At 36.1% G+C, this 23,706-nt stretch carries 22 protein-coding genes; 20 read left to right on the top strand and 2 right to left on the bottom strand.

All coding sequences use genetic code 11. The features are described from left to right. Nucleotides 1-366: 366 nt before the first annotated feature. From Bho11B_RS01970 to Bho11B_RS02020, 11 genes are all read left to right on the top strand, one after another. Nucleotides 367-1,215, top strand: coding sequence for a cell wall hydrolase (locus Bho11B_RS01970; RefSeq protein ID WP_078673524.1), 849 nt, complete (start codon nt 367-369; stop codon nt 1,213-1,215). A gap of 31 nt (nt 1,216-1,246) precedes the next feature. Beyond that, nucleotides 1,247-2,494: an aminopeptidase gene (locus Bho11B_RS01975; RefSeq protein WP_078673525.1), complete on the top strand. Its 1,248-nt coding sequence runs from the start codon at nt 1,247-1,249 to the stop codon at nt 2,492-2,494. A gap of 29 nt (nt 2,495-2,523) precedes the next feature. Then, the gene (gene mutM, locus Bho11B_RS01980; protein ID WP_078673526.1) at nt 2,524-3,399 is read left to right on the top strand and encodes a bifunctional DNA-formamidopyrimidine glycosylase/DNA-(apurinic or apyrimidinic site) lyase; all 876 of its coding nucleotides are present in this window, start codon (nt 2,524-2,526) and stop codon (nt 3,397-3,399) included. Between the two features lie 76 nt (nt 3,400-3,475). Beyond that, the gene (locus Bho11B_RS01985) at nt 3,476-4,891 is read left to right on the top strand and encodes a dipeptidase (protein ID WP_078674133.1); all 1,416 of its coding nucleotides are present in this window, start codon (nt 3,476-3,478) and stop codon (nt 4,889-4,891) included. Further along, nucleotides 4,863-5,483 carry a ribonuclease D gene (locus Bho11B_RS01990; RefSeq protein WP_035005646.1) on the top strand — a complete coding sequence of 207 codons (621 nt, stop codon included), beginning with the start codon at nt 4,863-4,865 and terminating at the stop codon, nt 5,481-5,483. Before Bho11B_RS01985 ends, Bho11B_RS01990 begins: the two co-directional genes overlap by 29 nt. 641 nt (nt 5,484-6,124) lie before the next feature. Then, a complete protein-coding gene (locus Bho11B_RS01995) occupies nt 6,125-6,448 on the top strand; it encodes a hypothetical protein (protein ID WP_035005647.1) in 324 nt (107 codons plus the stop codon). 374 nt (nt 6,449-6,822) lie between these two features. After that, nucleotides 6,823-7,716 carry an outer membrane protein gene (locus tag Bho11B_RS02000; protein WP_078673527.1) on the top strand — a complete coding sequence of 298 codons (894 nt, stop codon included), beginning with the start codon at nt 6,823-6,825 and terminating at the stop codon, nt 7,714-7,716. Between the two features lie 146 nt (nt 7,717-7,862). Then, the gene (locus tag Bho11B_RS02005) at nt 7,863-8,633 is read left to right on the top strand and encodes an outer membrane protein (protein ID WP_078673528.1); all 771 of its coding nucleotides are present in this window, start codon (nt 7,863-7,865) and stop codon (nt 8,631-8,633) included. Nucleotides 8,634-8,769: 136 nt separating this feature from the next. Further along, nucleotides 8,770-9,690: an outer membrane beta-barrel protein gene (locus Bho11B_RS02010; protein ID WP_245289103.1), complete on the top strand. Its 921-nt coding sequence runs from the start codon at nt 8,770-8,772 to the stop codon at nt 9,688-9,690. Between the two features lie 245 nt (nt 9,691-9,935). Next, nucleotides 9,936-12,851, top strand: a complete 2,916-nt coding sequence (gene ileS / locus Bho11B_RS02015) for an isoleucine--tRNA ligase (protein ID WP_078673529.1) — start codon at nt 9,936-9,938, stop codon at nt 12,849-12,851. Between the two features lie 225 nt (nt 12,852-13,076). Further along, a complete protein-coding gene (locus Bho11B_RS02020) occupies nt 13,077-13,643 on the top strand; it encodes a hypothetical protein (protein ID WP_078673530.1) in 567 nt (188 codons plus the stop codon). Nucleotides 13,644-13,760: 117 nt separating this feature from the next. Here the strand turns inward: Bho11B_RS02020 and Bho11B_RS02025 are convergent, their stop codons facing one another. Next, nucleotides 13,761-14,213 (bottom strand): nucleoside deaminase, encoded by a 453-nt coding sequence (locus Bho11B_RS02025; protein ID WP_035005656.1) that lies wholly within the window; start codon nt 14,211-14,213, stop codon nt 13,761-13,763. 273 nt (nt 14,214-14,486) lie between these two features. On the opposite strand from Bho11B_RS02025, the gene Bho11B_RS02030 reads away from it, so the two are divergent. From Bho11B_RS02030 to lpxK, 9 genes are all read left to right on the top strand, one after another. Further along, nucleotides 14,487-15,866 carry a pseudouridine synthase gene (locus tag Bho11B_RS02030; protein ID WP_078674078.1) on the top strand — a complete coding sequence of 460 codons (1,380 nt, stop codon included), beginning with the start codon at nt 14,487-14,489 and terminating at the stop codon, nt 15,864-15,866. Between the two features lies 1 nt (nt 15,867). Next, nucleotides 15,868-16,425 (top strand): 16S rRNA (guanine(966)-N(2))-methyltransferase RsmD, encoded by a 558-nt coding sequence (gene rsmD / locus Bho11B_RS02035; RefSeq protein WP_035005657.1) that lies wholly within the window; start codon nt 15,868-15,870, stop codon nt 16,423-16,425. A gap of 390 nt (nt 16,426-16,815) precedes the next feature. Continuing rightward, nucleotides 16,816-17,658 carry a patatin-like phospholipase family protein gene (locus Bho11B_RS02040; protein WP_035005658.1) on the top strand — a complete coding sequence of 281 codons (843 nt, stop codon included), beginning with the start codon at nt 16,816-16,818 and terminating at the stop codon, nt 17,656-17,658. Nucleotides 17,659-17,748: 90 nt separating this feature from the next. Further along, a complete protein-coding gene (locus Bho11B_RS02045; protein ID WP_078673531.1) occupies nt 17,749-19,077 on the top strand; it encodes a TldD/PmbA family protein in 1,329 nt (442 codons plus the stop codon). Next, on the top strand, nt 19,064-19,867 hold the full coding sequence (locus Bho11B_RS02050) for a 3'(2'),5'-bisphosphate nucleotidase CysQ (protein ID WP_078673532.1): 804 nt from the start codon (nt 19,064-19,066) through the stop codon (nt 19,865-19,867). The genes Bho11B_RS02045 and Bho11B_RS02050 overlap by 14 nt, the downstream gene beginning before the upstream one ends. A gap of 44 nt (nt 19,868-19,911) precedes the next feature. Next, nucleotides 19,912-20,157 carry a DUF4170 domain-containing protein gene (locus Bho11B_RS02055; protein WP_035005662.1) on the top strand — a complete coding sequence of 82 codons (246 nt, stop codon included), beginning with the start codon at nt 19,912-19,914 and terminating at the stop codon, nt 20,155-20,157. Between the two features lie 75 nt (nt 20,158-20,232). Continuing rightward, a complete protein-coding gene (locus tag Bho11B_RS02060) occupies nt 20,233-20,988 on the top strand; it encodes a lysophospholipid acyltransferase family protein (protein ID WP_035005663.1) in 756 nt (251 codons plus the stop codon). 10 nt (nt 20,989-20,998) lie between these two features. Beyond that, on the top strand, nt 20,999-22,309 hold the full coding sequence (gene waaA, locus Bho11B_RS02065; RefSeq protein ID WP_035006648.1) for a lipid IV(A) 3-deoxy-D-manno-octulosonic acid transferase: 1,311 nt from the start codon (nt 20,999-21,001) through the stop codon (nt 22,307-22,309). Between the two features lie 2 nt (nt 22,310-22,311). Continuing rightward, nucleotides 22,312-23,334 (top strand): tetraacyldisaccharide 4'-kinase, encoded by a 1,023-nt coding sequence (gene lpxK / locus Bho11B_RS02070; protein ID WP_078673533.1) that lies wholly within the window; start codon nt 22,312-22,314, stop codon nt 23,332-23,334. 44 nt (nt 23,335-23,378) lie between these two features. On the opposite strand, the gene Bho11B_RS02075 is transcribed toward lpxK, so the two are convergent. After that, the gene (locus Bho11B_RS02075; RefSeq protein ID WP_035005667.1) at nt 23,379-23,612 is read right to left on the bottom strand and encodes a DUF2093 domain-containing protein; all 234 of its coding nucleotides are present in this window, start codon (nt 23,610-23,612) and stop codon (nt 23,379-23,381) included. Nucleotides 23,613-23,706 lie beyond the last annotated feature (94 nt).

The following is a 23,706-nucleotide window of genomic DNA, read 5'->3' on the forward strand; positions in this document are numbered from 1 at the left end:
TTTCTTAATCTGTTTTGAATTGCATTTGAGTTTGGTAAAACTTTTTATGTAAAAAGTTTTTTAAATGATACTCAGGTGTGGTGTTTAATGGTTATCAAATACTATAGTCAGTTATAGAGATATTAGTGTTTGAGGATTATTTTAAAAGCTTAAGATTAACACAATATTCATTGAATCATTTAGGCAATAAGAGATGTTTTGAATTAAGATTTTTTTATTGTTTTTTGTGTAGAAGCATGTTTTGACGATTAAATTATTAGATTATATATGTGAGCAATTAGCAATTAATTGTATATTTTTTTGATTTGTATTTAAAAATTCATTTGAATTTTAGATATTTGAAGACATAGGAATATATTGTATAAAATGAAAAAAAACCAGTGGTTTATTATTGTTCTTTGCGTTATATCATCCGTTATTGTAGGGTGCTCATCAAATCATGTGAAGCTTCAAAAAACGGACGATTATAAAAACACTAAATCAGTCGATTATCCATTAACAGAACGCCAATGTCTTATGCGTGCGATGTATTTTGAATCAAATCGTTCAAGTCGTGAAGGAATGATTGCTGTTGGAACGGTTGTTATGAACCGTGTGAATTCAAGTGCTTATCCAAAGACTATTTGTGGTGTTGTTGGCCAGCGCAAGCAATTTGCTCCCGGTGTTTTAACCCGCCCCATGCTTGAGAAGGCATCTGTTGCTCGTGTTAAAGAGGCTGCTGATGCTGTTTTACGTGGTGAGCGAGATAAGAAAAGTAAAAATGCCATGTTTTTCCACACTGCTGGTTTATCTTTTCCTTATAAGAATATGCATTATGTTCGTGTTGCGGGAGGTAACGCTTTTTATGAAAAACGTTCCCGTAATGGATCACTTCAAGTTCCGGTTAATGACCGTCCTTATGATGTTGCGTTTGCTTTTTCTCAAGAACGTTCTGATAATATGTCCAACTTTATAAACTCAAGTGTAGACAGTGGAGAAGTAAAAACAGAAGAAATACAGGAAGTACCTGTTTCAATAGAGATTGCACAAGCAGATAAAAAGAGTTTTACACCTTTTGTTGTTGCACAGCTTGATAAAATTCCTATTCCTACATCTGCACCTCGTTATGGAGATGAGCTAAGAGAAAACACAACAATTGTGGCGTATGCTATGCCTTCACAACATCAATTAAATGCAGTTGTTGCAATGTTAGAAGAACGGTATAGAAGTCGGTAATTTTTTTCGCAGTTGAATAAGGATAAGGGTTATGCGTTTTGATCGTGATGAAATGATTTCTCCTGAAATGCTTGACCGCCTTGCAGAAGTTACAATAAAAGTAGGGCTCAATTTACAAGAAGGACAGGATCTTGTTTTGACAGCTCCAGTTACGGCTTTACCTTTGGTTCGACAGATAGCCCTTCATGCTTATAAGGCTGGTGCTGGTGTTATTACACCACTTTTTGGTGATGAGGCATTATCACTTATTCGGTTTGAAAATGCGCATTCTGCTAGTTTTGATCGTGCACCTTCTTGGCTTTATGAAGGAATGGCAAAAGCATTTGAAAATGGAGCTGCACGTTTGGCAATTGTTGGTGATAATCCATTGTTACTTTCCAACCAAGATTTGAATAAGGTTTCACGTTTGAATAAGGCCACTTCGATAGCTTATCAGCCAGCTCTGAACAAGATATCGAATTTTGCGATTAATTGGTCGATTATCGCTTATCCAACAGCGGGATGGGCTACGGCAATGTTTCCTGATTTACCTCTTGAGCAAGCAATTCAGAAATTAGCAGGAGCTATTTTTTCTGCTTCACGTGTGACACAGGATAATGCTGTAGATGCTTGGCATGCGCACAATGCCAATTTAAAGCAACGTTCATCTTGGCTTAATGATCAACGTTTTGCTGCTTTGCATTTTACCGGTCCAGGAACCGATTTAACAGTTGGTTTAGCTGATGAGCATGAATGGCATGGGGGTGCCTCGATTGCTCAAAATGGTGTTATCTGTAATCCTAATATTCCCACTGAAGAAGTATTTACAACTCCTCATGCTTATAGAGTTGATGGTTTTGTTCGTTCAACAAAGCCACTTTCCTATCAAGGAACGCTCATTGATAATATTGACGTTCGTTTTGAAGCAGGCCGTATTGTCAATGCATCAGCTTCAAAGGGGCAAGAAGTTTTGCAAAAGGTTTTACAAAGTGATGAGGGTGCTAGTCGATTAGGTGAAGTCGCTCTTGTCCCGCATTCTTCACCTATTTCTAAGAGTGGTTTACTTTTTTATAATACATTGTTTGATGAAAATGCTGCGTGTCATATTGCTTTAGGGCAATGTTATTCTAAGTGTTTTTTAAATGGGGCAACATTGACGCCGGAAGAGATTGCGATGCGTGGTGGGAATAAGAGTATTATTCATATAGATTGGATGATTGGATCAAATGAAATCAACATAGACGGTGTTATGCAGGATGGTACAAAAATTCCTGTATTTCGTCAGGGTGAGTGGGCTTAATTTGCACATGTGTAATCATTGGGGAGATAATGCCTGAACTTCCTGAAGTGGAAACGGTTCGCCGTGGGCTTGATCCGTTTTTAACTGGTACAAAAATTATATCTGTTCAACTTAATCGTAAAAATTTGCGTTTTCCTTTTCCAGAAGCATTTTCTGAGCGATTAGTAGGCAGAACGATTATACAACTTAGTCGTCGCGCGAAATATTTATTATTTTCTTTTTCAAGCAATGAAACGATTTTGAGTCATTTAGGTATGTCAGGATCGTGGCGTATAGAGGGTGAATTTTTAAGCAAGGAGCATTCTTCTATAAGCAAATTAGTTGAGCATGATCATTGCATTATAAATATTCGGGCAAAAGATGATAAAATTTATCGTCTTACTTATAATGATGTTCGCCGTTTTGGTTTTATGCTTTTAACAGATACAACAAAGCTTTATGAACATCCATTTTTAAGAAGGCTAGGGGTTGAGCCTATGAACAATACGCTTTCTGGTGCTTATTTAAAAAAAGCTTTTGCTAATAAAAAAACATCTCTGAAAACAGCTTTGCTTGATCAATCTATTGTTGCTGGCCTTGGGAATATTTATGTTTGTGAAGCACTTTGGCGTAGCCATTTATCACCACAGCGGAATGCATTTACATTGGCGTTAGAAGATGTACATACACTAGAATCTACAAATTTTCTTGCACAAAATATATGTAATGTGATTACTGAAGCAATTGCTTCTGGGGGGACTTCTTTACGTGATTATATGCATGCAGATAGTTCACTTGGATATTTTCAACACCATTTTTCGGTTTATGGACGTGAAGGAAAAGAATGTTTGAATTGTAGGGTACCTATTGTGCGTATTGTACAGTCAGGTCGTTCAAGCTTTTATTGTCCACAATGTCAAAAATGAAGAATGTGTCTTGCAAAATTTTATAACAAGCTTAAAGTCATATTTATAATTTTGCGAAGATTGAAAGGTTTTTTTTATGCTTAATAAAGTGTTAGAGTATCTTGATAAGAATCTAGAAAAAAACCTTGAACATCTTTTTTCTCTTTTACGTTTTCAATCTATTTCTACAGATCCAGCATATAAAGATGAATGCCGTAAAACAGCTGATTGGTTGGTGGAAGATTTGAAAAGTATAGGTTTTACAGCTTCACGTCGCGATACACCTGGTCATCCAATGGTTGTTGGTCATCATCCAGGACCTTTTGATGATTGTTTGCATGTGTTATTTTATGGGCATTATGATGTACAACCAGTTGATCCACTGGATTTATGGGAAAATAATCCGTTTGAGCCTTCTTTAAAAGAACAAAATGGAAACAAGATCATCTGTGCTCGTGGTGCTTCAGATGATAAAGGCCAGCTCATGACTTTTATTGAGGCATGTCGTGCTTTTAAAGAAAAAACAAAACAGCTTCCTGTAAAGGTTACCATTTTGTTGGAAGGTGAAGAAGAAAGTGGTTCACCTTCACTTATTCCTTTTTTAAAGGAAAATGCTGATGAATTGAAGGCTGATTGTGCATTAGTTTGTGATACCTCAATGTGGGATGCGAATACACCATCTATTTCTGTGGGTCTTCGAGGAATTTTAGGAGAAGAGGTTGTCGTTACGGCTGCTAATTGTGATCTGCACTCAGGTTATTTTGGAGGCGCAGCAGCTAATCCTATTCGCATTTTAGCTAAAATTTTGGCTGGGCTTCATGATGAAAATGGTAGAATACAACTTCCTGGATTTTATGATGGTGTAGAAGAGACGCCTTTACAGATTTTACAATCATGGGATAAACTTGGTTGTAATGCTGAGACATTTCTTAGTCCTGTTGGTCTTTCTATCTCTACTGGAGAAAAGGGACGAAGTCTTTTAGAACAAGTATGGGCTCGTCCTACAGCAGAAATTAATGGCATGAGTGGGGGATATGAGGGTGAAGGATTTAAGACGGTGATTCCTTCTCAAGCGTCTGCAAAAGTTTCTTTTCGTTTAGTGCATAAGCAGAATCCAGAAAAGATAAGCCAAGCTTTTCGTAATTATGTGCGCTCTCTTATTCCTGCAGATTGTACAGTTGCATTTAAAGAACACGGTGCTTCTCCGGCGGTTCAACTTCCTTATGATTCACCTTTTATTCAAGCGGCGCAAGATGCTTTATTTCAGGAATGGGAGACACCTGCTTTGTTAACTGCTATGGGAGGATCTATTCCGATTGTCGGGGATTTTCAATCAATTTTTAATATGGAAACTATTTTAGTTGGATTTGCATTAGCTGATGATCGGATTCATTCACCTAATGAGAAATATAATTTAAAATCATTTCATAAGGGGCAACGGTCTTGGGTACGCATTCTTGCAGCCCTAGCAAACAGGAGAATAAATGGCAGAAATTCGTGTTCATCAAGGTGATTTACCAAATTTGGATAATTATTGTGTTGATTCTATTGCAATTGATACTGAAACTTTAGGATTGCAACCACACCGTGATCGTTTATGTGTGGTTCAACTTTCTTCTGGAGATGGTACTGCTGATATTATACAGATTGCTAAAGGACAAAATAGCGCTCCTAATTTAGTTACGTTGCTTGAAGATAAAACAATTACGAAAATATTTCATTTTGGGCGTTTTGATCTTGCTATTTTAGCGCATACATTTGGTGTGATGCCCGATGCTGTTTTTTGCACGAAGCTTGCTTCAAAACTGACGCGTACTTATACTGATCGTCATGGCTTGAAGGAAATTTGTAGTGAATTATTGAATGTTAATATTTCTAAACAGCAACAATCATCAGATTGGGCAGCAGATGCTTTATCTCGTGCACAAATTGAATATGCTGCATCTGATGTTTTGTATTTACACCGTTTAAAGAGTATATTTGAAGAACGTTTAAAACGTGAAGAACGCGAAGATATTGCAAAAGCGTGTTTTCAATTTTTGCCTGTAAGAGCAAAGCTTGATCTTTTGGGATGGTCAGAAGTTGATATTTTTGCGCATGTTTGAACTTTAAAATTTATTTCTAAAATTGAAAAGAAATAGTTGATCTCGTTAGTACAGAATATTTGTACGTTGCAAATCTTTCTTTACTCATTTTCCTGTATCATTTTGAGGAATATCAATTACCAATTTTACAAAAAGTAAATAGATTATATTTTTATAAAATATAATGAAATAGTAGATTACAAATGAATCTTTTATGAAGATGAGATTTCGTATTGTTGTTAGAATTATTTTTAGGAATATGATTAGTAAGTAAATGTACTACTCAGAAAAATGAATTTGGTAAGATATTTTTCAAATTAAATTGAACTTATCAAAACCTTATTAAACTGATTATAAGATAGATACAATAAAAATACCTTCTGGTTTTCTAAGGTTATCCTTCATTTTAAGAGTCAAGCGATAACATTGAGCGTACAGAATATCATTATTCAGATTTTATTTAAAATTCAAAATTTTCTTTATTAATGATTTTTGCATTGGAAGATCTCATAAATTTTAATGTGTTATGAGAATAAATTATAGGGAGGCTTTGTTAAAGACAAGGCTTTTGTTTTTTCTGTGTTTACACCATTTTTTCATAGATATGTGTGATGAAATAGTTTATAAAATACATTTTGTATTTTATAATATGGAGATAAGTTATGAATATGAAGTATTTTATTACAGTTTCGAGTTTTACTATGATGACAGCTGCTACGGTTCAAGGATCTGATCTTAAAGAGGAGATACCGCTTATTTCTCCAACTTTTCGTGTTAGTGAATGGAATAAGGACCCTTTACTTTTAAAAGATTCTTTTGGTCGTGTTGTTTACAGCAAGTGGGAAAAAATGACAGAACCAGTACATGTGGCTTTTGCATCGAGTGGTTCAAAAAAGTCAAAATCTAAAAAAAAGAAAAAGCCAGAGACATCTAATCATAAAAACAAAAGACCTAATTTATTTAAGCGCAGTCCATTCAGTTTTTAGTTGATAAGTATACAGTTTTTACGTGTGCTTTTTTATTAGGTTTATTAGGAGATATATTTTGTTATCACTTGTTGGAAAGGCTTAGTTTTATTTCTAGTCAGTGAGAAAAGTGGCTGACTAGAACGTGTTTTTGGTGACTGAATATAACTTAAGATGTGATTTAATTATATTCATGATATTGGTGACTTCATAATAATCAATATAACTGCGATATTTTGTAATTGCGTTTTTCATTATTTATAATAACCGTAAAATAAAACTAAAAATTATATCATATAATTGTGGTTTTTTTATGTTTGTATCATTTTTACTACAGATCTTTTGAAGGAAATGTGTAACTATGTGTATATGAACATTAGCTATGGAGCAAATTTATGAATAATATGAAATGTTTAATCACAACATCTGTTGTTGCTTTGATAACAGCTTCTGCAGTGCAAGCAGCAGATATTAGAGTTCCTCAAGAAATAGGAGAAACAATTGTTGTTGCTCCAGCTTTTTCTTGGACAGGTTTTTATTTAGGTGCCCAGATTGGTGGTTTTTCTAGTAAGACTTCTTTTAGTGGCCCTGCTGATGATGATTCTAAAAAGTGGCTTCCGCTTGATAAAAAATTGTCGCCTAAGCCTTCAGGTTTCATAGGTGGTTTCTATGCAGGTTCTAATGTTGATTTAGGGAACGGTCTGATTCTAGGTGTTGATACGGATGTTGTTTTTTCTGGGCAGAAAGACACAAAAAATGACAAAGTAACATCTGAATTGGATAAAGACAATAATAACAACAACGCACCTGCAGGCGCAAAAGATAATGGAAAGCCTGAACCAGAGAAAGAACCAGAGAAAGAACCAGAGAAAGAAAAAGACGTTAAATTTACACAATACGATCATACTTTAAAAGCGAAGTGGGCTGGTGCTACACGCATTCGTATTGGTTTTGCTGCTGATCGTATTATGCCTTATGTTGCTGGAGGTGTTGCTTATACACAGCTCCAAGACACCTTTACAACGTTAACTGGTATAAAGAAAGTTCCTGCGCAAAAAGCTGAGGGAACAGACAAAGAAACTTCTGGTAAGAGTAATACAGTTGATGAATCAAAAACAATGATTGGCTATACTCTTGCTGCTGGTGTTGATTTTGCAATGACTGACAACGTATTGCTCCGTGCAGAGTATCGTTACTCAGATTTTGGTAAAAAGAAATTGCATAATGACAAATTTGAAGTTAATTATAAAGCCAATGATTTCCGCGTTGGTGTAGCTTACAAATTCTAATTTATAGGCAAAATTTAAACTATAAAGAGGCCCTATCTCTGATAGGGCCTTTATTTTTTGCGAAAAGTGTTATTTGAGTTACAGATATTTAAAATAAAATGTTTTATAAAAACCAGTTTGGATTATTTGGAATTAGGAGATATTATATGAATATAAAACATTTACTGGTTGCATGTAGTTGGACTTTTATTCCGGTTTCTATGGTGCAAGCAGCTGATATTATGAAACCGCATCAGTCACAGAGCTATCAGCCAGTACCGGTGATTTCCTCTTCTAACAATTTTTCTTGGGCGGGTTTTTATGTAGGCGCTCAGATTGGTGGTTTTTCAGGTGAAGCTACCTTAAGTCCTATTCAAGATAGTGTGGAGGAGGATAGCGAAGGTCAAGGATTTTCTGAAATAAAATCACCCAAACTTTCAGGTTTTATAGGGGGGATTTATGCAGGTTCAAATGTTAGTTTGAGCAAAGACCTTATTTTAGGTATTGATACAGATATGGTGTGGTCTGAAAAAAAAAATACAAAAGTACTTGATGTACAGGATATGAGCATAAAAGAAAAGTGGGCTGGTGCTACGCGGATGCGTGTTGGTTTTGCTGTGGATCGTGTGATGCCTTATGTTTCTGGTGGTGTTTCTTATGTGCAGCTTCAAAATGTTTTTACAGGGGAGGGGTTAGCAGTAGTAAGAGAAAGAAGGAACACTTCACCTTCTGATTCTGAGCCAAAATTCTTAGATGAAACAAAGATTCTAGTTGGTTATAGTGTTGGTGGTGGTGTTGATGTTGCAATGACTGATAATGTTATTATGCGTGCGGAGTATCGTTATTCAGACTTTGGTAAAAAGAAATTTGCGAAGGATAATGTGGATCTTAGTTATAAAACCAATGACTTCCGTGTTGGTGTAGCTTATAAATTCTAATTTACTAGAAGATTGAACTATAAGTGAAATCTCTGCTTTACAGCAGAGATTTTTTTATTGTGTTATTTTTACTACAGATTTTTAAAATTAAAACGTTATATAAAACACACTCTGAAATTTATATGGAGATAGATCTGTGAATATTAAATCTTTTTTTATTACATTGGCTATTACTTCAACTTGTATTCCCGTAGTACAAGCATCAGGAAGTGTGTCTTTTCAAGAGTCATTGTCACCAGCTTCTTTTCAACCTTCGTGGACTGGATTTTATATTGGTGGTCAGATTAGTAGTTTTTCAAGTACGGTTTCTGCAAGCTCTTTGGATTTTGAGGTTCCTCTAATAGGTGGTGCACAGAGTTCTGGACGTAATAATAAATGGGCACCAGTTGATCCGAAATTTTTGCCTAAACCCCTGGGGATGAGAGGTGGTATTTATGCAGGGTCCAACGTTGATCTTGGTAATAACCTTATTGTAGGTGTTGATACGGATATAATGTGGTCCGGAAAAGAAGATAGCAGAAATTTTATCATTGATGATAATGGTATTCCAACGTACCGATCAGGTGGAGCAGGCAGTGAAACAGATGTTAACTCTGCACGACAACCTCAAATGGAAGAGAGAGCGATACTTAATCCTATCGGAGGTTTTAGAAATAAGCGTGTAATGTATTATTATATGGCTCAAGCAAAAAATAACGCACAAACAGGTATCGTTTTTAATCACTGTTTAAAAGAAAAATGGGCCGGTGCTACACGAGTACGTATTGGTTTTGCTGCTGATCGTATTATGCCTTATATTGCTGCTGGTGTTTCTTATACGGAGCTTCAAGATACTTTATCAGTATTGGTATCTAGAAGAAACGCTGAAGCAGATGAAGAAAAGAAAATGGTTGGTTACACCTTTGGTGGTGGTTTTGATATAGCAATCGCTAAGAGTTTTATTATGCGCACTGAATACCGTTATTCAGACTTTGGCAAAAAGAAATTTGCAAAAGGAGAAGTTGAGCTTAGTTATAAAACTAATGACTTCCGTGTTGGTGTAGCTTATAAATTCTAATTTATTGAGAAATTTATATTTTTATTGCGAAAAGATTCTGCTTATGCAGAGTCTTTTTTTTGAGAGTTATTTTTTGTTTTCTTTTTTAATAGTTTCATGATAAAATTTACAATATTATGTATTCTTGATCACTGCTGAATACGAATTATTAGTCCAGACTCCTTATAGAGTGGGTAGCTATGGTTTCAGGGTTCAGGGAAATGATACAAAACTAAAATAGTAAAAGTGGACAGGAATATTTCACAATGTCTGTGAAAAATGAAGTAATAGATTACTCAAAAACTCTTTATTTACCCAAAACTGATTTTCCTATGCGTGCAGGGTTACCACAAAAAGAGCTTGAATTAATAAGGCGATGGGAAGAGATAGATCTTTATACTCAATTGCGGCAACAAGCAAAAGATCGTCCATTTTACATTCTTCATGATGGTCCACCTTATGCAAATGGCAATATTCATATTGGACATGCTTTAAACAAAGTTTTAAAGGATGTTATTGTCCGTTCGTTTCAAATGCGGGGTTTTAATGCGAATTATGTTCCTGGTTGGGACTGTCACGGACTTCCAATTGAGTGGAAAATTGAGGAAAAGTATCGCGCGCAAGGGAAAAGTAAGGATGATGTTCTTCTTAGTGAGTTTCGTCAGGAATGTCGCGGTTTTGCACAGTCTTGGATAACAGTTCAAAGTGAAGAATTTAAGAGACTTGGTATTATAGGAAATTTTAAAAATCCTTATACAACAATGGCATTTCATTCAGAAGCACGTATTGCTAACGAATTAATAAAATTTGCTATGTCTGATCAACTTTATTGTGGTTCAAAACCTGTGATGTGGTCTGTTGTTGAGCGTACAGCTTTGGCTGAAGCAGAAATTGAATATCATGATCATGAATCTGATGTTATCTGGGTTAAATTTCCTATTTTGGAAACGTGTTTTCATGATTTATATGATACCTATGTTGTAATTTGGACAACGACGCCATGGACAATTCCTGGTAATCGTGCGGTTAGTTATTCTTCACAAATTTCTTATGGCGTTTATCTTGTTGAAAGTGCAGAAAATGATTTTGGACCTCAAGCTGGGGAAAAGCTTCTTTTTGCTGATGCTTTAGTTGAGAATTGTGCAGCAAAAGCGAAACTTATTTTAAAACGTTTGCGTTCTGTGTGTGCTGATGAACTTAAAACTCTTATTCTTTCTCATCCGCTTAAAGGTTTGGCTGGGGGATATAACCATAAGATTGCGATGCTTGATGGCTCCCATGTGACAGAGAGTGCTGGTACAGGTTTTGTCCATACGGCACCTAGCCATGGGCGTGAGGATTTTGAAATTTGGAATGCTTATAAGTCTGTATTGGAGCAAGCTGGTATTGACACTACTATACCTTTTCCCGTTGATGATGCAGGTTTTTATACGAAGGATGCTCCTGGTTTTGGACCAGATCGTAAGGAAGGGGCTATCCGCGTTATTGATGATAATGGAAAAATGGGGAGTGCTAATAAAGAAGTTATTAATGCTTTAATGAAAGCAGGACTATTATTTGCGCGTGGTCGTTTAAAACATTCTTATCCTCATAGTTGGCGTTCAAAAAAGCCAATTATTTTTCGGAATACGCCTCAATGGTTTATTGCAATGGATAAAGATCTTGGTGATGGTTCAACCTTACGCAGCCGAGCTTTGGAAGCTGTTATGACGACACGTTTTGTTCCACCTTCCGCCCAAAATCGTTTGGCTTCTATGATTACAGATCGTCCAGATTGGGTGCTTTCTCGTCAGCGTGCTTGGGGTGTTCCAATTTGTATTTTTGTTAATGAAGATGGGCTTATTCTTAAAGATGAGCAAGTGAATAAGCGTATTTTACAAGCTTTTGAAGCAGAGGGGGCAGATGCATGGTTTGCAGAAGGGGCTCGAGAGCGTTTTTTAAATGAACGTGCCCATGAGAGTTGGGTACAAGTGTATGATATTTTGGATGTTTGGTTTGATTCTGGAGCGAGTCATAGTTTTGTGCTAGAAGATCGTGCTGACTTGAAATGGCCTGCTGATGTTTATTTTGAGGGATCTGATCAGCATCGTGGATGGTTTCAGTCTTCTCTTTTAGAAAGTTGTGGGACACGAGCTTGTTCACCCTATAAAACTGTTGTTACACATGGTTTTACTTTGGATGAGAATGGCAAAAAAATGTCTAAGTCTTTGGGCAATACGATTATGCCACAAGATATCATTAAAACATCTGGTGCTGATATTTTTCGTCTTTGGGTGATGACAACTGACTATTGGGAAGATCAGCGTTTGGGTAAAAAGATTCTTCAAACAAATGTGGATTCATATCGCAAATTGCGAAATGCAATTCGTTGGATGCTTGGTATTTTGGTGTATGATGAAGGAGAAGAAATACCCTATTGTACACTACCGGATCTTGAAAAATTGATATTGCACCGACTTTATGAACTTGATCAGTTGATTAATCGATCTTATGATGAGTTTGATTTTAAGAAAATTATGCGTGCATTATTGGATTTTTCAATTGTTGAGTTATCTGCGTTTTATTTTGATATTCGTAAAGATACTCTTTATTGTGATCCCCCTTCATCAAAAAAGCGTAAAGCTTCTTTACAAGTTATTCGTGAGATTTTTGATCGAGTGGTAACATGGCTTGCTCCAATGTTACCTTTTACAATGGAGGAAGCATGGTTAGAACGTTATCCAGAAAGTTGTTCGGTGCACTTACAACAGTTTCGCCCTATATTGACAGAATGGAAAAATGAACTTTTAGCAGAACGTTGGAAAAAAATCAGACAGGTTCGTAAAGTTGTAACAGGTGCTTTAGAGATTGAGCGAGTAAATAGACGGATTGGATCATCTTTAGAAGCGGCGCCTATTGTTTTTATTTCTAACCCTGTTTTATTAGAATCTTTGAACAATTTAGATATGGCAGAGATTTGTATTACCAGTGCTTTAACAATCGTTCAAGATATACCTCCTGCGGATGCTTTTATTTTGAGTGATGTTGAAGGTGTCGGTGTCTGCTCGAATAAGGCGGTGGGTACTAAATGTGCTCGATCATGGCGTTATACACAAGATGTTGGGAGTGATCCAAATTATCCTGATGTTTCTGCTCGTGATGCAGCTGCTTTGCGAGAATTACAAGCACTTGGCAAAATTTAAGAGGTTTAGCTATATCAGTAGAAGATGCTTTGAATAGGGTCATTTGAAAGGGTAGTATTCAATAAATTTAACATCACTTAGATTCTATCATTGATGAAGAGGAAATTTATGTTAGAAATGAAATGCGTTGTTTTGTCTATGAATAGGCGATTTGTGTGTTGTTGGCAGTCTCCAAAGAGTCATAATAATGTCAGTGAACTGTGCGCTTAAGGAAGTGAGTGAGCAATGAATAGATATGCAATGAAAATACTTTTAGCAAGTACGCTGAGTGTGTGTTGTATATTGACGGGGTGTAATTTGTCTGCTCCTACTTATGGTACAGATAAAACGGCTTCATTACAATTTTTTGATGATATAACTAATCTTGCTTCCTTAAGATCAAAAAATAAAAATAGTCAAATTGTGATGAAACAGCGTTCAAAACTTGTCTTCCCAGAACCTAATGCACATGTAGTTTTACCTCCACCTCAGATAGATAGTACGGAGATTAATTCTCATAATGAGATGGAGGTGTCAGGACAGTCTCAGAAGAATTTGCGAGGCGGAGTGGAGGCTAATAGAGTAAATTCTCATGGTAATTCTTCAGATAAAAAATTAGTAAGAAAAGATCGTACAAATCTTGATGATCCAGAGGGTATTGTACAGCTTAATGAGAAACAACAACGTGAGGAATATTTGCGTCGGCGGAAGGAGGCTGCTGGTGGGAGTGCAAATTATCGTCGGTATCTTAGTGAGCCGCCTTTAATTTATCGTCAACCAGCAGTAACTGCACCTGCAGGGCCAAAAAGGTAAAGAACAAGAAATAAAAAAATATGTGAAAAAGGAATATCCGTTTGCCAGTAGAAAGCAATAAGGGGTTAAAAAAGGGGGATGTCGTTTAAAGATTAGAGATTCAGGTTGAAATAAAGTTTATTTTTGATGTCGTTTTTGTATAAAAAAATCTTTAAGCAATTGAGAGGCTTCTTTCTCTTTAAAACCAGAATAAACATTAGGCCTATGGTGGCAGGTTGGTTGTTGGTAGAAACGCGGTCCGTGTTCAATAGCGCCACCTTTTGAATCGCTCGTTGCATAATACAAGTTTCTTATGCGTGCAAATGAAATGGCTGCGGCACACATTGCACATGGTTCGAGTGTTACATAAATATCGCATTCAGGAATTCTTTCACTTTTGAAAATTTGACAAGCTATACGAATAACACGCATTTCTGCGTGTCCTGTAGGATCGTGTGGGTTTTTTATGTAATTACCGGCACGTGCGATGATTGTTTGACCATGTGTGATAACTGCCCCTACGGGGATTTCATCTTGTTTTTTTGCTGATTGTGCTTCTAAAAGAGCTATTTCCATAGGAGTAAGTCTCATATTATTCTTCCATTGAAGTATAAGTAACCAAAAAGCTATATTAAAGAGGTCTACGAAGTAAGCAAGCTTTTTTATTATGTCTCATTCGGTAATGAAATGGTTTCATTACATCTTAAAGATGTTAAGAGCTGCTTTAAAAGTAAATGGGACCTTAGGGATATCAAAGGATAAAATATGATGACTGACTGCACTTCTCCTTCTGTTCAGAATAAACGACATAGTATGCGTGATAAATTTTCTATACAATTTGAAAAAAATAGAAATGAAAAGAAAGTGAGTGAAAAGAGTGAAAGTGAACGAATTGCTAAAAGGTTAGCGCGTGCTGGATTAGCATCACGCCGTGACGCAGAAATGATGATTGCTGCAGGTCGTATTGTTGTTAATGGTGCAGTTGTCACTACGCCTGCTTTTAATGTTACTCGCTCTGATGTTATTATGGTTGATGGTAAGCCTTTAGCTCCTATAGAACGAACGAGGCTATGGCTTTATTACAAACCAATAGGATTTGTTACGACTAATCGTGATCCTCAAGGGAGACCAACAGTATTTGATAATTTGCCAAAAGGTATGCCTCGTGTTCTTTCTGTGGGGAGGCTTGATATTAATACAGAAGGACTTTTGCTTTTAACCAATGATGGTGGTTTAGCACGTGTATTAGAACTTCCTTTAACGGGATGGGTGCGCAAATATCGGGTTCGTGCTCATGGAAAAGTTAAACAGAGTGCACTTCAAGATTTAAAGAATGGTATTGCAGTTAATGGGATTTTTTATGGTTCAATTGAAGCTTCGATTGAACGTGAGCAGGGATCAAATGTATGGCTTTCTGTAGCTTTGTGTGAAGGAAAAAATCGTGAAATCAAGAATGTTTTGGGAGCTTTAGGATTATCTGTTAATCGCTTAATTCGGGTGTCTTATGGTCCGTTTCAGTTGTCTGATTTAAAAGAAGGTGCAGTTCGTGAATTAAAAGGTCGAATGTTGCGTGATCAATTAGGAGAGCGTTTGATTATGCAAGCTAATGCGGATTTTGATGCGCCTATTTTAAAGCCTTTTTCAAATTCTGCTGTTAGTGAAAAACAAAACATTACAAAACCTCCTGTGATTAAGGATAATTGGATTGTTTCTAGCAAAGAAAATCTATCGTATGGGAAAAAAAGCAGATTTTTAGGGCACAGTCAGGTACGATTGAGTAAAAAAATTGATGAAAAATTAAGGGGTAAAGAGCAAAACAAAGGTGGGAAGGAAGAGCGTGCTTTTTTACGTTCACGTTGTTCTAATGTCTGGATGGCTCCTGGTGCTTGTCCGAAGATTGTACGTAAAAAGTCCTCTTCTGATACAGATAATTATTATGATCGTAAAAGTAATTGGGTTGGTAAGAGATCTACTGATAGAGGGAAGGAAAAACGATCAGAAAGACAAGTAGAAAAAGCTAAATGCATTAATTTTTCTAAAAAACATAGCAAAACATCCTCTGTTGAATCACGTATTTTTAGCAAGAAAGATCAATTATTAAAAAAAGAGAGAAAGGTTATTCAAGACGATCGTGATGAACATTTTTTGAATAATAAGAGGAAATCTAGGCCATTTGATAAGGCCATGAAAAAATTTAAGAAATATAATAATGGTGCAAGAGTATCTCAGCGATCTGGAGGATAAAGTGCGGGTTATCGGTGGTAAGTTTTCGGGGCGTATTTTGGCAAAACCTCTTGGTCTATCCATTCGCCCAACAACTGATCGTACGCGTGAAAGTCTTTTTAATATTCTTACGAGTCGGGAAGAAAATTTTTGGGTAAATAGGCGTGTTCTTGATCTTTTCGCTGGCACTGGTGCTTTAGGAATTGAAGCGCTTTCACGTGGAGCAAAGACCGCTGTTTTTGTTGAAAATACAATAGAGGGGCGCAGTTTAATTCAAAAGAATATTGAAACTTTAGGGTTGCAAGGCGTTGGGCGAATTTTACGCCGTGATGCAACCAAACTTGGAAATATTGGGACAATGCTTCCATTTGATGTTATTTTTGCGGATCCTCCTTATGGTTTTTCGTTGGGTGAGAAGGCTTTTATTCAAGCTCTTAAAGGAGGATGGGCAAAAACTGAAACACTTTTTATTCTTGAAGAAGCAAAAGAAGCGATTATCAATTTGCCCGATCCATTTTATTTGGATGATGAGCGTTTTTATAGTGATACAGTAATACGGATCTATAGACTTCAACAGTAATGTATATTTGAGAAATTTTTTTTATAAAGTGACACAAGATTATTCTACATAGTTTTACAATATTTCTTTATAAAGCAGTTATTCCGTTATTGCAGGATTTTTTCTGGTTTGGTTAAAGATTTTGAGGAAAAGAAAATAGCTATTTTTGCAAAAGAGTTTCATTTTAATCAATGAATAAAGATAGTGTGATTGAGGAATTGGTATTCGAGTTATCACTCAGATCACCTGGCATTATCTGAGATTAGTGGATGAACTAAAAGGAAGATAAAGAGTGCATATTTTTATTGTCGTTTCTCAAAGACTTCTATAAACATAAAAAATAGTAACCATAGAAGGCAACATTTCTTTTGTATTTACTTGGGAATTGAAGCATGCTGTAGGAGAGATAGAGTGAAAATTGGTGTGGCATTCGGTGGTGGAGGGGCTCGTGGTTTAGGTCATCTTCCAGTGATTGGGGCATTCGAAGATTTAGGCTTGAAACCAAATGTTATTGCAGGATCTTCTATTGGTTCTATTGTTGGTGCTGGTGTGGCTTCCGGAATGACAGAGACTGATTGGAAAGAGTATTTTTTATCAACTTTTTCTAACTCAAATGATATTTTAAAGCGTTTATGGTCTTTAATGCCGACATCATGGAGAGCGCTTTGTGAATGCAGTTTCCATCTTTTTCAATTTAATTTGGAGTTAATTTTAGAAAATTTTTTACCATTGAACTTTCCGAGAGATTTTTGTGCATTAGAAATTTCTTTTTGTGCTGTAGCTTCAAATTTAAAAACAGCAGAGATGGTCGTTATTCAAGAAGGAGATTTGCGTTCTGCTTTGGCAGCTTCTTCTGCTCTTCCTGGTTTATTTAGGCCTGTTTTACGCAACCATGATTTTTTGATTGATGGGGCGATTTGTAATCCAGTCCCTTTTGATTGTTTTACTGAATCAGTTGATCTTTCAATTGGTGTTGATGTTACAGGGCTTCCGATTATTGAGTGTAAAAATGGACACTTTTCTGTTTCTGAAAGTCTTGTTGCTACAGGTATTATAGGACAACAAGCGCTTGTGACAGCACGTTTGCAGTGTGCAAAATTAGATCTTTTATTATGTCCTCCTGTTAATGGGATCCAAATTTTAAATTTTTTTGAAGTCAAAGAAATTTTAAAACGTGTAGAGCCGTTTCGTGAAAAAGCTAAAAGGCAAATTTCTGAATTAGTTGAAAGAAAAATGATACATAGTGGCTTATAACTTTTAACTATAAATAGACAAAAATTATATTTTTCATTTAAAATTTCTTATTAAGAATGAATAATTACTATTTAAAGGATATTTAGGAAGATGAACAAAAAACAGCTTGATAAAGCTAGTTCGTTGGTTGAAGCGGCAAAGCGTTTTGGAGCAGATGCTGCTGATGCTGTTGTTATCCACTCAAATTCTGTTTGTGTAGCAGTTCGTCTTGGCAAAGTAGAATCGACTGAAGCTTCAGAAAGTGATGATTTTACATTGAGGGTTTTTGTTGGTAAAAAAGTGGCAAGTGTTTCTGCTAATTTTGTTGTTAATCCGCAAGAATTAGCAGAACGTGCTATTGCAATGGCTAAAGCCTCGCCTGATAGTTTATTTGAAGGTTTGGCGGATAAAGAGTGTTTAGTTACTCATCCTAAAGATCTTGATCTTTTTGATCATTTTGTTCCACAAAGTCATTTTTTAACACAAGATGCTTTGCAAATGGAAGCAGCAGCCCTTGATGTAAAGGGTGTGAGCAATTCTGGCGGTGCAGCAACAGCTTATGGCAAGAATGGGTTTGTTCTTGTGAATAGTGATGGTTTTTATGGATCTTATTGTTCCAGCTATTTTTCGCGTTCTTGTAGTGCCCTTGCTGGTGAGGGAACGGAAATGGAGCGAGATTATGATTATACGACGGCTTTACATTTCTCTGATTTAGAATCAGCAGATACGATAGGTAAAAATGCTGGATTAGGAGCAGTTCGACGTTTAGGAGCAGTTCGTGCAGAAACTGGGGTTGTGAATGTTGTTTTTGATCCACGTGTGGCTCGTGGAATTGCGGGTCATATTGCGTCTATGGTTAATGGAGCATCAATTGCTCGCAAAACAAGCCTTTTGCAAAATTTAAGGGGTGAAAGGGTTATGAAGGTGGGTATTAATGTTATGGATCAACCTTTAAGATTACGCGGAAATGCTTCTCGTCCTTTTGATGGTGAAGGGGTAGAGGGACATACACTGAATATTATTGAAAATGGTGTTTTAAAAAACTGGCTTCTTTCATCATCTTCAGCTCGTGAATTAGGACTTAAAACAAATGGCCGTGGTGTACGTTCTGCATCCCTTGTTCAGCCGGCAAGCACTAATTTTTCTATTGAACCAGGTTTAGTATCACCTCATGATATGATAAAAAGTGTGCAAAATGGTTTTTATGTTACAGAATTGTTTGGGCATGGTGTTGATTTTATTACAGGGCAATATAGTCGTGGAGCTTCTGGTTTTTGGATTGAAAATGGCGAAATCACTTATCCAGTGAGTGAAGTAACACTAGGATCTGATCTCCTCCATATGTTAGCGCATTTAGTCCCTGCGAATGATATTGATCGACGTTATGGTATATCGGCACCGACATTATTAATTGAAGGAATGATCCTTGCAGGAAAATAATGCACATTATTATGCCGACTTAAATCTTTTGCTCGATGTTTGTTGGGAGGCAGGAGATTTAGCAATGAAGTATTTTGGATGTGAGTTCGATGTTTGGTTTAAAAATGGTAATTCACCAGTTAGTGAAGCGGATGTTGCTATAGATGTTTTTTTAAAAGAAAAACTTCTTAGTGCACGTCCGGATTATGGCTGGATTTCAGAAGAAACAGAAGATAAGAGGGGAGAAGCTATTTATAAACGCTGTTTTGTAGTTGATCCCATTGATGGGACTCGAGGTTTTCTTTCTGGAAGTATTGAGTGGTGTATTTCTGTTGCTATTATTGAGAATAATCGTCCTATTGTAGGTGTTTTACAATGTCCTGCTAAAGGTGAAATATATGCAGCTGTAACAGGGGAAGGGGCAACATTGAATGGCGTTAAGCTGCCCCTTTTAAGACCTAATATCAATCGAAAATATAGGATTTCGATTGATCGATCAATTGCGCAAAAATTACCATATGATTTTAGCAACCGAATCAGTTTGTTTCGTTATATTCCTTCTCTTGCTTACCGTATTGTTCTTATTGCTCAAGGTGAAATTGATATTGTATTGGTTCGTCCGAATTGTCATGATTGGGATATTGCTGCTGCTGATCTTGTTTTACAGGAGTGTGGTGGATGTCTTATGTCGCTTGAGGCGCCATTTATTTCTTATGGAATTGAAGCTTATCAAGATGGTTTTTTAGTTGCTGGTGAAAGTAATTGTTGTCAAAATATGATACATGTTGTTCGTCAAGCAAAGTTAGTTTAATCAAATAAAAAATCTTAAATTTTAAAACGATACGGAGGGTAAATATGGCTGAAGTCAACGAAAAGAGACAATTATTGCATCTTGTGTTTGGTGGGGAATTAAAAGATCTAAATGATAATCAATTTAGAGATCCCAGTAATTTGGATGTGGTTGGTATTTTTCCAGACTATCAATCAGCTCAGGAAGCATGGCGGGCAAAAGCGCAAAGCAGTGTAGATAATGCATTACAACGTTATTATGTTGTGCCTTTACATCAGTTTCTTGATTACTCAACAAGCGATAGATCATAAAGTTTAAATATTCAATTATTGTTTTTTATTCTACGAAAATACTACAAGATTGAGTTTGCTAATTTTAATGTCGTTATGAGAGAAGCTTTTAACAAGAAAAAAAATGGAATTTTGAAAAAAATTTGGCGGGATAATCGTCATTCATTAATGAAAACATGGTTTGTAAAAGTTTTTGTTGTATGGATTTTGACGAGCTATCTGCGCTTTGTTTATTGGACGAATCCGCGGTTAAAATGCTCAGATGATATGAGCAAAATATATAATGCTTATAATCCGTTTATTATAACCTTTTGGCATGGACGTCATATTATGGGGCCTTTTTTACGTTCTCAAGGTGAGGAAGTTATTGCTATGTTTTCTCGTTCTGCTGATGCAGAAATAAATGCACAATTGGCCCAAAAATTAGGACTTGAAATTGTTCGTGGTTCAGGGGGGCGCGGTAAAACCCAACACACTCATAAAGGAGGAGCAAAAGCATTGTTAACGCTTAAAAATGCTCTTAAATCTGGTAAAACAGCTGCTATGATTGCAGATATCTCGTGTGGAAAAGCACGTGAGTCGGGAAAAGGAATTATTTTATTAGCTAAATTATCTGGCCGTCCTATTATACCTTGTGTATATGCGTTTTCGCGAGAAAAAATTCTTGAAAAAACATGGGATAAAACTGCAATTCCACTTCCTTTTGGGCGTTCAATTGTTCTCGCAGGTGAAGCATTTTTTGTTCCTAAAGATGCAGATGATTCTTTGTTAGAAGAAAAACGTATACAATTAACAAGCATAATGAATCATTTGACAGATGAAGCTTACAGCTATCTCAAAACAAGGAAATAAGGGGTTTAAAATGATGGAGTTAAAGGCACGTGTGGCTCTTTCAATCTATCGGATAGTTGGCTTTTGTTTACACCCTGTGGTACCACTTTATTTGTTTTTTAGAGCGATGCGTGGGAAAGAAGAACGAGGACGACATAAGGAACGTTTAGGTAAAAGCAAAAAAGCACGTCCTCAAAGTCCGTTAATTTGGTTTCATGCGGCGAGTATTGGAGAAACAGTAGCTCTTTTACCACTCATTAATTACATTTTATCTTTAAAGATACAAGTATTATTGACAACATGTACTGTGACATCTTCTACTCTTGTTAAGAAATATTTTGGCAATCGATTAATTCATCAATATGCTCCATTAGATTTAGAATTAGCTGTGCGTCATTTTATTAGTCATTGGAAACCTGATTTGGCATTGATTTGTGAATCTGAGATTTGGCCTTTACGTATTAAAGAACTTGCTAAAATGCGCATTCCACAGATTTTGGTTAATGCCCGTATGTCGGAACAGTCTTTTAAAGCTTGGCACAAACGACTCTTTCTTGCTAAACATATTTTTAAACATATTGATGTGGCTATTGGCCAAAATGAAACAGATGTAACATATTATTATACACTTGGTGTAAAATCAGTTGCACTTTCTGGTAATCTTAAGGCTGAGGTGTGTCCGGTTGAGGATCAGGAATTACTTGCGCATTATTGTAAGGCTATCGGTAATCGTCCAGTTTGGGCAGCTGTTTCAACCCATGAAGGAGAAGAAAAAATTGCTTGTGAAGTTCATAAAATGCTCAAGAGTTATTTTCCAGATTTATTAACGATTATTGTTCCACGTCATCCTGAACGTTCAGAAGATATTATTAGAGTATGTGATCAAGAAGATTTGCGTTATGTTCTTAGAAATAGCAATATCGTTCCAGATATAGATACGGATATTTTATTAGGGGATACGATTGGAGAAATGGGTCTTTTTCTTCGTTTGTCGAAAGTTGCTTTCATTGGTAAATCATTGTGTGACTATGGTGGGCATAATCCATTAGAGCTTGCTTTGCTTGGAGTAGCTATTTTAACAGGGCCTCATATCGCAAATTTTCAAAATACATTTGAGCGATTTTTATCCTGTGATGCGGCTTATATAGTTGAAGATACAATGCAACTTGCTGTTCAAGTGAATAAATTTTTAACAAATGAAACCTTGCGAAAAGAAGTGACCGATAAGGCTTATGAAGTAGCAACAAGTATGGCTGGTGCACTTGAGTGTACATTAAAGGTTCTTGATCCATTTTTGCAACCACTTGTGATACAGATGGGTTTAAGGCAGTGTCAAAAATAGGCATGCATATTTGTTCTCCACGCTTTTGGTGGAAAAATAAAAGCTTTTTGCGTTTTTTATTAGCACCAATTGCTGGAGTTTATGGTTATTGTGCACGATTCTGTATGGAAAGAGAGCCTCTTGCTATTGATTTGCCAGTTTTGTGTGTTGGAAATTTTACATTAGGCGGGGCAGGTAAAACACCTGTTGTTATTGCTTTTGCCCAGGTGGCTAAGGAACTTGGCTTAATACCTGGTATTGTATCACGTGGTTATGGTGGAAGAGTCAAGAAAGTACATCTCGTTGATGTTAAATGTGATAATGCATGCGATGTTGGTGATGAGTCGCTTTTACTTGCACGTCACGCTTTTGTTGCTATATCACCTGATCGTTATGCAGCAGCACAACGGCTTAAAGAAAATGGATGTAATTTTATTTTAATGGATGATGGTTTTCAAAGCCGTCGCCTTTATATGGATTATGCATTGCTTGTTGTGGATGCAATGCGTGGTTTTGGTAATAAAGCTGTTTTTCCAGCGGGACCTTTACGTGCACCATTAAAAACGCAATTATCTTTCATGGACAGCGTTTTAGTCATTGGTTGTTTGGATGAGAGTGATGAGGTAGCTCTTTTTGTTTCACGCACTGGAAAACCTTTGCGTTATGGGCATTTTAAATCACATGTTAATGATGAAGTTGCTGGAAAATCTTTTTTAGCATTTGCAGGTATTGGCAATCCAGATAAATTTTTCAAATCCATTAAAGAAATGTCTGGTCATGTTGTGCAAGCTTATTCTTATCCTGATCATTATTTTTTTACAGCTACGGATCTAAAGAATTTGGCACGGAAGGCCAAAATTCATAATCTGTGGCTAGCTACGACTGCTAAGGACTATATACGCATACAGGCTAACAATTTACATAAAATCTTAGAAAATCTTATTGTCTTTGATGTTAAAGTTGATTTTGTTCAAAGAGATTTTTGTCGTATGCTTCTTGAGGAGACTATTGCTCGTTTTAAGAAACGAAATATCACCTTTAATTGATATATTTAAAAACATATGGATACTATTTTAGAGTTTCTTATAGGTTATTTTATGTTTTTTAGTAATTGACTAAGATATGGATTACACTCAAGTTCACGCTGATAGGATAATTCACAACTGGCATATGCTTCTTGACGCTGATGATTCCAGTATTTGAGATCATCGATAGGGATTTTTTGTCCACTAACTGCACAAATAGTATAAGTTCCATATTTAACAATTTTATAACTATTATTAAAATAATGGATTGTTGCTTCGCATTCATTATGAGAGAACATATTTTATGCGCCCTTTCTATGTATTTATGAAAAAATAATGCTGATAAAATATTATAGATATTTTATAAAGTTGAGTATAAATGAAGCAAGTAGT

This window comes from Bartonella sp. 11B (assembly GCF_002022625.1).
Taxonomy (GTDB): Bacteria; Pseudomonadota; Alphaproteobacteria; order Rhizobiales; family Rhizobiaceae; genus Bartonella; species Bartonella rochalimae.

What these genes read in the sequence shown, in the direction of transcription:
- Bho11B_RS01985 (WP_078674133.1), top strand. Translation starts at nt 3,476, where the DNA reads ATGCTTAATAAAGTGTTAGAGTATCTTGATAAGAATCTAGAAAAAAAC.
- mutM (WP_078673526.1), top strand. Translation starts at nt 2,524, where the DNA reads ATGCCTGAACTTCCTGAAGTGGAAACGGTTCGCCGTGGGCTTGATCCG.
- Bho11B_RS02025 (WP_035005656.1), bottom strand. Translation starts at nt 14,213, where the DNA reads ATGAGACTTACTCCTATGGAAATAGCTCTTTTAGAAGCACAATCAGCA.
- ileS (WP_078673529.1), top strand. Translation starts at nt 9,936, where the DNA reads ATGTCTGTGAAAAATGAAGTAATAGATTACTCAAAAACTCTTTATTTA.
- Bho11B_RS02075 (WP_035005667.1), bottom strand. Translation starts at nt 23,612, where the DNA reads ATGTTCTCTCATAATGAATGCGAAGCAACAATCCATTATTTTAATAAT.
- Bho11B_RS02000 (WP_078673527.1), top strand. Translation starts at nt 6,823, where the DNA reads ATGAATAATATGAAATGTTTAATCACAACATCTGTTGTTGCTTTGATA.
- Bho11B_RS01990 (WP_035005646.1), top strand. Translation starts at nt 4,863, where the DNA reads ATGGCAGAAATTCGTGTTCATCAAGGTGATTTACCAAATTTGGATAAT.
- Bho11B_RS02055 (WP_035005662.1), top strand. Translation starts at nt 19,912, where the DNA reads ATGGCTGAAGTCAACGAAAAGAGACAATTATTGCATCTTGTGTTTGGT.
- Bho11B_RS01995 (WP_035005647.1), top strand. Translation starts at nt 6,125, where the DNA reads ATGAATATGAAGTATTTTATTACAGTTTCGAGTTTTACTATGATGACA.
- Bho11B_RS02020 (WP_078673530.1), top strand. Translation starts at nt 13,077, where the DNA reads ATGAATAGATATGCAATGAAAATACTTTTAGCAAGTACGCTGAGTGTG.
- Bho11B_RS02060 (WP_035005663.1), top strand. Translation starts at nt 20,233, where the DNA reads ATGAGAGAAGCTTTTAACAAGAAAAAAAATGGAATTTTGAAAAAAATT.
- Bho11B_RS01970 (WP_078673524.1), top strand. Translation starts at nt 367, where the DNA reads ATGAAAAAAAACCAGTGGTTTATTATTGTTCTTTGCGTTATATCATCC.
- waaA (WP_035006648.1), top strand. Translation starts at nt 20,999, where the DNA reads ATGATGGAGTTAAAGGCACGTGTGGCTCTTTCAATCTATCGGATAGTT.
- lpxK (WP_078673533.1), top strand. Translation starts at nt 22,312, where the DNA reads ATGCATATTTGTTCTCCACGCTTTTGGTGGAAAAATAAAAGCTTTTTG.
- Bho11B_RS01975 (WP_078673525.1), top strand. Translation starts at nt 1,247, where the DNA reads ATGCGTTTTGATCGTGATGAAATGATTTCTCCTGAAATGCTTGACCGC.
- Bho11B_RS02005 (WP_078673528.1), top strand. Translation starts at nt 7,863, where the DNA reads ATGAATATAAAACATTTACTGGTTGCATGTAGTTGGACTTTTATTCCG.
- Bho11B_RS02045 (WP_078673531.1), top strand. Translation starts at nt 17,749, where the DNA reads ATGAACAAAAAACAGCTTGATAAAGCTAGTTCGTTGGTTGAAGCGGCA.